The organism is Stenotrophomonas sp. S41 (genome assembly GCF_016624625.1).
Taxonomy (GTDB): Bacteria; Pseudomonadota; Gammaproteobacteria; order Xanthomonadales; family Xanthomonadaceae; genus Stenotrophomonas.
The window spans coordinates 1-6,476 of the sequence record NZ_JACVTV010000165.1; the positions used below are offsets into that span (position 1 = coordinate 1).

A 6,476-nucleotide genomic window follows, 5' to 3' on the forward strand; every position below is an offset into this window, starting at 1 on the left:
CCTCAACCGGACCCACCCCGCCATCCCACGGAAAGCCAGCTTTTGACGTTGCCGTTGCCGTGGCTTGAAGCGGGTGCAGGGCTGCAAGCCCTGCAGATGAACCATCACCCCAGTACCCACATCCACGCCGGCAGCGTCACCAGCGACAGCACGATCCCATACCCCACCAGCGCCGCCGCCAGCCGTGGCGCCAGCCGGTGCGAGATCGCCAGCGCGGCCGCGGTGATCATCGTCGGCATCGCAGACTCAAGAACGTTGGCCTTCAGCATCAGCCCCTGCATGCCCAGCGCCCACGACAGCGGCAACGCCAGCGCCGGCAGCACCAGCAGCTTCAGCAGCAGGCCCACCGCCAGCGGACGCAGCTCCTCGCGGCGCAGGCGCAGCTGGATCGACAGCCCGACCGCCAGCATCACCAGCGGCAGCATCGCGTCGGCCAGCTGCTTCAATGCCGTGCCAATCCACGACGGCGGCTGCGCCGGCATCAGCAGCAGCGCGAACAGCAGCGCCCACAGCGGCGGGAAGCGGCCGATGCGGCCCAGCACCTGCAGCGCCGTCGGCGGGCGGTCGCCGCTGTAACGCGCCAGCACCAGCAGACCGAAGGTGGACAGCAGCAGGAAGGTGCCGAACTGGTCGTAGACCACCGCATAGGGCAAGGCGGCGTCGCCCAGCAACGCGCGCACCATCGGGTAGCCGATGAAGCTGGAGTTGGCCAGGGCCACGCAGATCAGCAGCACCGCGTGTACGTCGCGGGCGAAGCCGAACACGCGCGTGGCCAGGCTGACCAGCGCCCAGGTGGCCAGCATCAGCAGCCACGGCGTGGCCATCAGCCCCAGCAGGCTGGCATCCAGCTGCAGGCGCGGCACGTAGGTCAGCACCGCCGCGGGCAGGCAGACGTACAGCACCACTTTGTTGAGCGTCTCGGCGGCGTTGTCCGGCAGCGCGCGCAGGCGGGCAAACAGCATGCCCAGCCCGAGCATGGCCAGGATCAGGGCGAACGCATCGAAGGCCATGGGCGGCTCCCCCTCAGGCACACGCCTGCGACGCGTTGGATTGTGCGATGCAGCACCGCAGGCGGCAAGCGCCTGCGGTCATGCCTCACGGCCAGGCCGGCGGCGCCGAGGCCCAGGCCTGCTGCACTTCCGCCAGGCTGGCGCGCTCGTCATCGCGCCAGGCCGGCAGCAGCTCCGGGTAACGGCTGCTGTCGTTCCACTGGGTCGGCTCGGTGCGCACGGCGGCGGCGTACCACTTCACCGCCTCCTGCTGCTGGCCGGCCCGCCACAACGCCAGCGCGTAGGTGGGCGGAATCCACGCGGCATTGCTGCGCAGGTTGTTGGCCACCGACTGCCACTGTTCCAGCGCGGCAAGCGCCTGGCCCTGCCGCAGCAGGTCCCAGCCGTAGTTCCAGCGCACGCTGCGGCCCAGGATGCTCTGGACGGGCGCTTCGGTCATGGCTTCGTGGTAGAGCTGGTTTCCCACTTCCGCCCGCCCCTGCGCGATGGCCACCGACGCCAGCTGTGCGGTGGCCTCCAGGCTCTTGCGGCCCCGCTCGCGCTGCTTCAACAGCTGCGCGATCAGGTCCTCGCCAGCGCCACTCACCACGATGATCGGTGCGGCGGCAGCATCATTGTCGAAATAGAATTCCTGCGGTGCCGGCAATGCCGGTGCCGCCCATGCGGCGGCCGCGCTCGAGACCAGCAGCACGCCGGCCAGGAACTGTCCTGCAACTGACATCAAATTTCCCCCGGGTTGAAACACCAACCTCCCCTCTCCCCCCGATCCTAACCCCAGCAAGGCCGCCGATGCGAGTGCCGGGCCTTCCGGGCCCCACTGTTACAATTCGCGCCTTTCCCGCCGCGTGCCCGCACGCGGCCGGTGCCAGCCGATCCTACCGGGCCAGCCATGACCAGTACCGCGCAACTCACTTCGCCCTCTTCCGCCGACCTGATCGACCGTGATTACACGCTCGACCACAAGTACACCCGCAACGAGGGGCGGATCTACCTGAGTGGCGTGCAGGCACTGGTCCGGCTGCCGCTGATGCAGCGCCTGCGCGATGCGCACGAAGGCATCGACAGCGCCGGCTTCGTCAGTGGCTACCGCGGCAGCCCGCTGGGTGGCTTCGACCTGGAACTGTGGCGTGCGCGCAAGCACCTGGAAGCGGCCAAGGTGAAGTTCACCCCCGGCCTCAACGAGGACCTGGGCGCCACCATGGTGTGGGGCACGCAGCAGACCAACCTGTTCCCCGGCGCCAACGTGCAGGGCGTGTTCGGCATGTGGTACGGCAAGGGTCCGGGCGTGGACCGCTGCGGCGACGTGTTCAAGCATGCCAATGCGGCCGGCACCTCGCGCCACGGCGGCGTGCTGGCCCTGGCCGCCGATGACCATGCCTGCCGCAGCTCGACCCTGCCGCATGGCAGCGAAGACGAATTCGTCAGCGCGATGATGCCGGTGCTGAACCCGGCCGGCGTGCAGGACATCCTCGACATGGGCCTGCTGGGCTGGGCGATGAGCCGTTACACCGGGCGCTGGGTCGGCTTCAAGACCATCGCCGAGACGGTGGAATCGTCGGCGTCGGTCGAGGTCGACCCGCTGGCCCGGCGCATCGTGCTACCGGAAGACTTCGACATGCCCAGCGGCGGCCTCAACATCCGCTGGCCGGACCCGCCGCTGGACCAGGAAATGCGCCTGCACCGCTATGCGGTGAAGGCCGCGCAGGCCTTCGCCCGCGCCAACGGCATCGACAAGGTGGTGATGGATGCGCCGCGCGCGCGGCTGGGCATCGTCACCACCGGCAAGAGCTACCTGGACGTGCTGCAGGCGCTGGAATACCTGGGCCTGGACGAAGCCGCGTGCGCCGACATCGGCATCCGCGTGTACAAGGTCGGCATGACCTGGCCGCTGGAGCCGGAAGGCATCGCGCGCTTCGCGCAGGGCCTGGAAGACATCATCGTGGTGGAGGAGAAGCGTGCCTTCATCGAGCGCCAGATGAAGGAGCAGTTCTTCAACTGGCCGGTCAGCTGGGGCCAGCGCCCTTCCATCGTCGGCAAGTACGACGAGAGCGGCGAATGGATCCTGCCGTCGACCGGCGAACTGACCCCGGCCACCATCGCCGGCGTGATCGGCCGCCGCATCCAGAAGTTCTTCAACAACGAATCGATCGAACAGCGCCTGCAGTGGATGCAGGAAAAGGAAGCCGAGCTTGCGCTGCCGCGCGCCAGCTTCCCGCGCGTGCCGCACTACTGCTCGGGCTGCCCGCACAACACCTCCACCCAGGTGCCGGAAGGCTCGCGTGCACTGGCCGGCATCGGTTGCCATTACATGGTGACCTGGATGGACCGCAGCACCGACACCTTCACCCACATGGGCGGCGAAGGCGTGACGTGGGCCGGGCAGGCGCCGTTCACCGACACGCCGCACGTGTTCCAGAACCTGGGCGACGGCACCTATTTCCACAGCGGCTCGCTGGCGATCCGCCAGGCGGTCGCGGCCGGCGTCAACATCACCTACAAGATCCTCTACAACGATGCGGTGGCGATGACCGGCGGCCAGCCGGTGGACGGCCCGCTGAGCGTGCCCGACATCGCCAGGCAGATGCGCGCCGAAGGCATCCACACCATCGTGGTGCTGTCGGACAACATCGGCAAGTGGACCGGCCAGCGCGAACATTTCCCCAGCGACGTCGAGTTCCACGACCGCAGTGAACTGGACGCCGTGCAGAAGCGCCTGCGCGAAGTAAAGGGTGTTTCGATCCTGATCTACGAACAGACCTGCGCCACCGAAAAGCGTCGCCGCCGCAAGCGCGGCAAGCTGGAAGACCCGCAGAAGCGCGTGCTGATCAATTCGCTGGTCTGCGAAGGCTGCGGCGACTGCGGCAAGAAGAGCTTCTGCGTCTCGGTGCTGCCGAAGGAAACCGAGTTCGGGCGCAAGCGCGAGATCGACCAGTCCAACTGCAACAAGGACTATTCCTGCGTGAATGGTTTCTGCCCGAGCTTCGTCACCGTGCACGGTGGCCAGCCACGCAAGGGCAGCAAGCGCGATGCCTCCACGCTGCTGGACAACCTGCCGGCGCCGACCATCCGCGGCACGCTGGAACAGCCCTGGAACATCCTGATCACCGGCGTCGGCGGCACCGGCGTGGTGACCATCGGCGCCCTGCTCGGCATGGCCGGCCACCTGGAAGGCAAGGGCGCGACCGTGCTCGACCAGACCGGCCTGGCGCAGAAGGGCGGCGCGGTCACCACCCACATCCGCATTGCCCGCCGCCCGGACGACATCCATGCCGTGCGCATCGCCGCCGGTGAGGCCGACCTGGTGCTGGGCTGCGACATGGTGGTGGTGAACGACTACTGGGCGCTGTCGAAGGTCCGCGCCGGCCGTTCGCAGGTCGTGCTCAACACCTATGAAGCGATGCCGGGCACCTTCACCACGCGCCCGGACATGCAGTTCCCCGCCGCCGACATCGTGGCCGGCGTGCGCGTGGCGCTGGGCGGCCAGGAGCCGCTGCAGCTCGATGCCACCCAGCTGGCCACCGCGCTGCTGGGCGATGCCATCGCCGCCAACCTGTTCATCCTCGGCTACGCGTGGCAGCACGGCCTGGTGCCGCTGTCGTTCGACTCGCTGATGCGTGCCATCGAACTGAACGGCGCGGCCGTGGCGATGAACCAGCAGGCCTTCGCCTGGGGCCGCCTGGCCGTGGTCGACCCGCAGGCCGTGCAGCAGGCCGCCGGCCTGGTGCGCAACCGCCATACCGATACCGAATCCACCCCGGGCCCGCTGCACCCGCTGCCGCCGGGCGAGTGGGAAGGCAACGAATGGGGCGCCACCGCCGCACCGCGCAACACCGCCGACGAGCGCGAGCTGCGCGGCCTGCCCTCGCATGGTGGCGAGGTGGCCTTCCTGCCGCTGGACGACGCGCGCCTGTCGCGTTCGCTGGACGAAATGATCGAGCGCCGCGCCGCGTTCCTGGTCGAGTACCAGGACGCCGCCTACGCCAACCGCTACCGCAGCCTGGTCGAGCGCGTGCGTGCGGCCGAAGCCGAGCGCATCGGTGGCTCCACCGCGCTGACCGAGACCGTGGCCCGCTACCTGTTCAAGCTGATGGCCTACAAGGACGAGTACGAAGTGGCCCGCCTGTACACCAGCGGCGACTTCCAGCGCCGCCTGCAGCAGCAGTTCGAGGGCGATTACCAGCTGCGCTTCCACCTGGCGCCGCCGCTGTTCGCGAAGAAGGATGAGCAGGGCCGCCTGCTGAAGAAGGAATACGGCCCGTGGATGTTCAAGGCCTTCGGCCTGCTGGCCAAGCTGAAGTTCCTGCGCGGCGGCCGCCTGGATGTGTTCGGCCGTACCGAAGAGCGGCGCATGGAGCGCCAGCTGATCGCCGATTACGAAGCCACCGTGCTGCAGCTGCTGGAAGGCCTGGAAGACGGCCGCCTGGCCCTGGCCGTGGAAATCGCCAGCGTGCCCGAGCACATCCGCGGCTTCGGCCACGTCAAGGAAGCGCACTACGAACAGGCCAAGGCGCGCGAGGCTGCGCTGCTGGCGCAGTGGCGCAACCCGAAGGCGCTGCACATCGTGCAGGTGGCTTGAAGGTCGCTGAAACGGTAGTGCCGGCCGCTGGCCGGCATCCCTCCAGGCAATCGGTTGCCGGCCAGCGGCCGGCACTACCGGTGGTTCAGCCCAACCGCCACAGCAGAAGGCGGTTGTTGGCCGGCATCGCCACGTCGCGCAGGCGGGTGAAGCCATTGTCTTCGGCCAGCGCCTGCACGGCTTCGACATCGCGAATGCCGCTGCGCGGGTCACGCGCCTTCAGCCAGGCATCGAACTGCGCGTTGCTGTCACTGGTGTAGCGGCCGCCGTAGTTGAACGGGCCGTAGACCGCCAGCAGCGCACCGTGGCGCAGCAGCGGCGGCAGCGCGGCAAACAGCGCCTGCACGTGCTCCCAGCCCATGATGTGCAGGGTATTGGCGGTGAACGCCGCATCGAAGGAGCTGCCCTCGGGCAGGGTCAGGCCCGGTGCCGGTGGCAGTTCCACCTGCAGCGCCACGGGCGGCAGCAGGTTGAGCAGCGCCGCCTCCGCGCGCCAGGCCTCGATGCCGGGCAGGTGGTCCGGGTGGTCGCTGGGCTGCCAGCGCAGCCACGGCCAGCGCTCGGCGAAGAAGGCCGCGTGCTGGCCGGTGCCGCTGCCGATTTCCAGCACCCGATGCCGGTCGCCCATCCATGGGTCGAGCGCGGCCGCGATCGGTTCGCGGTTGCGTTCGCAGGCTTCTGAATACGGCTTGCTCGACATCGGGGAACGTCCAGGCGGGGTCGGCCCATTGTGCACGAGGGGGGGGGTCTGGGCAGGGCTTGCAGCCCTGCACCTGCTTCAAGCCACGGCAACGGCAAAAGCTGGTTTCCTGAGGGTTGGCGGGGTGGGTCCGGTTGAGGGGGACGCCGTAAACCCATCCATGAAGTGACCCCCTTGAGTTGGACACCTG

The 6,476-nt window shown here is 68.7% G+C and carries 4 protein-coding genes; 1 reads left to right on the forward strand and 3 read right to left on the reverse strand.

The annotated features are described in order from the left end of the window. Positions 1-104 precede the first annotated feature (104 nt). Together IAE56_RS20250 and IAE56_RS20255 are read right to left on the reverse strand one after the other, a co-directional pair. Positions 105-1,010 carry an AEC family transporter gene (locus IAE56_RS20250; protein WP_164074334.1) on the reverse strand — a complete coding sequence of 302 codons (906 nt, stop codon included), beginning with the start codon at positions 1,008-1,010 and terminating at the stop codon, positions 105-107. An 85-nt stretch (positions 1,011-1,095) separates the two neighbouring features. Further along, positions 1,096-1,731, reverse strand: coding sequence for a tetratricopeptide repeat protein (locus tag IAE56_RS20255; protein WP_200753751.1), 636 nt, complete (start codon positions 1,729-1,731; stop codon positions 1,096-1,098). A gap of 168 nt (positions 1,732-1,899) precedes the next feature. Here IAE56_RS20255 and IAE56_RS20260 point away from each other — a divergent pair, with 168 nt between their 5' ends. Beyond that, complete coding sequence (locus IAE56_RS20260) at positions 1,900-5,586, forward strand: indolepyruvate ferredoxin oxidoreductase family protein (protein ID WP_200753752.1); 3,687 nt, start codon at positions 1,900-1,902, stop codon at positions 5,584-5,586. Between the two features lie 85 nt (positions 5,587-5,671). On the opposite strand, the gene IAE56_RS20265 is transcribed toward IAE56_RS20260, so the two are convergent. Then, positions 5,672-6,286, reverse strand: a complete 615-nt coding sequence (locus tag IAE56_RS20265; protein WP_200753753.1) for a DUF938 domain-containing protein — start codon at positions 6,284-6,286, stop codon at positions 5,672-5,674. Positions 6,287-6,476 lie beyond the last annotated feature (190 nt).

Coding starts and splice junctions, on each gene's coding strand:
- IAE56_RS20250 (WP_164074334.1), bottom strand. CDS start 1,010: ATGGCCTTCGATGCGTTCGCCCTGATCCTGGCCATGCTCGGGCTGGGC.
- IAE56_RS20255 (WP_200753751.1), bottom strand. CDS start 1,731: ATGTCAGTTGCAGGACAGTTCCTGGCCGGCGTGCTGCTGGTCTCGAGC.
- IAE56_RS20260 (WP_200753752.1), top strand. CDS start 1,900: ATGACCAGTACCGCGCAACTCACTTCGCCCTCTTCCGCCGACCTGATC.
- IAE56_RS20265 (WP_200753753.1), bottom strand. CDS start 6,286: ATGTCGAGCAAGCCGTATTCAGAAGCCTGCGAACGCAACCGCGAACCG.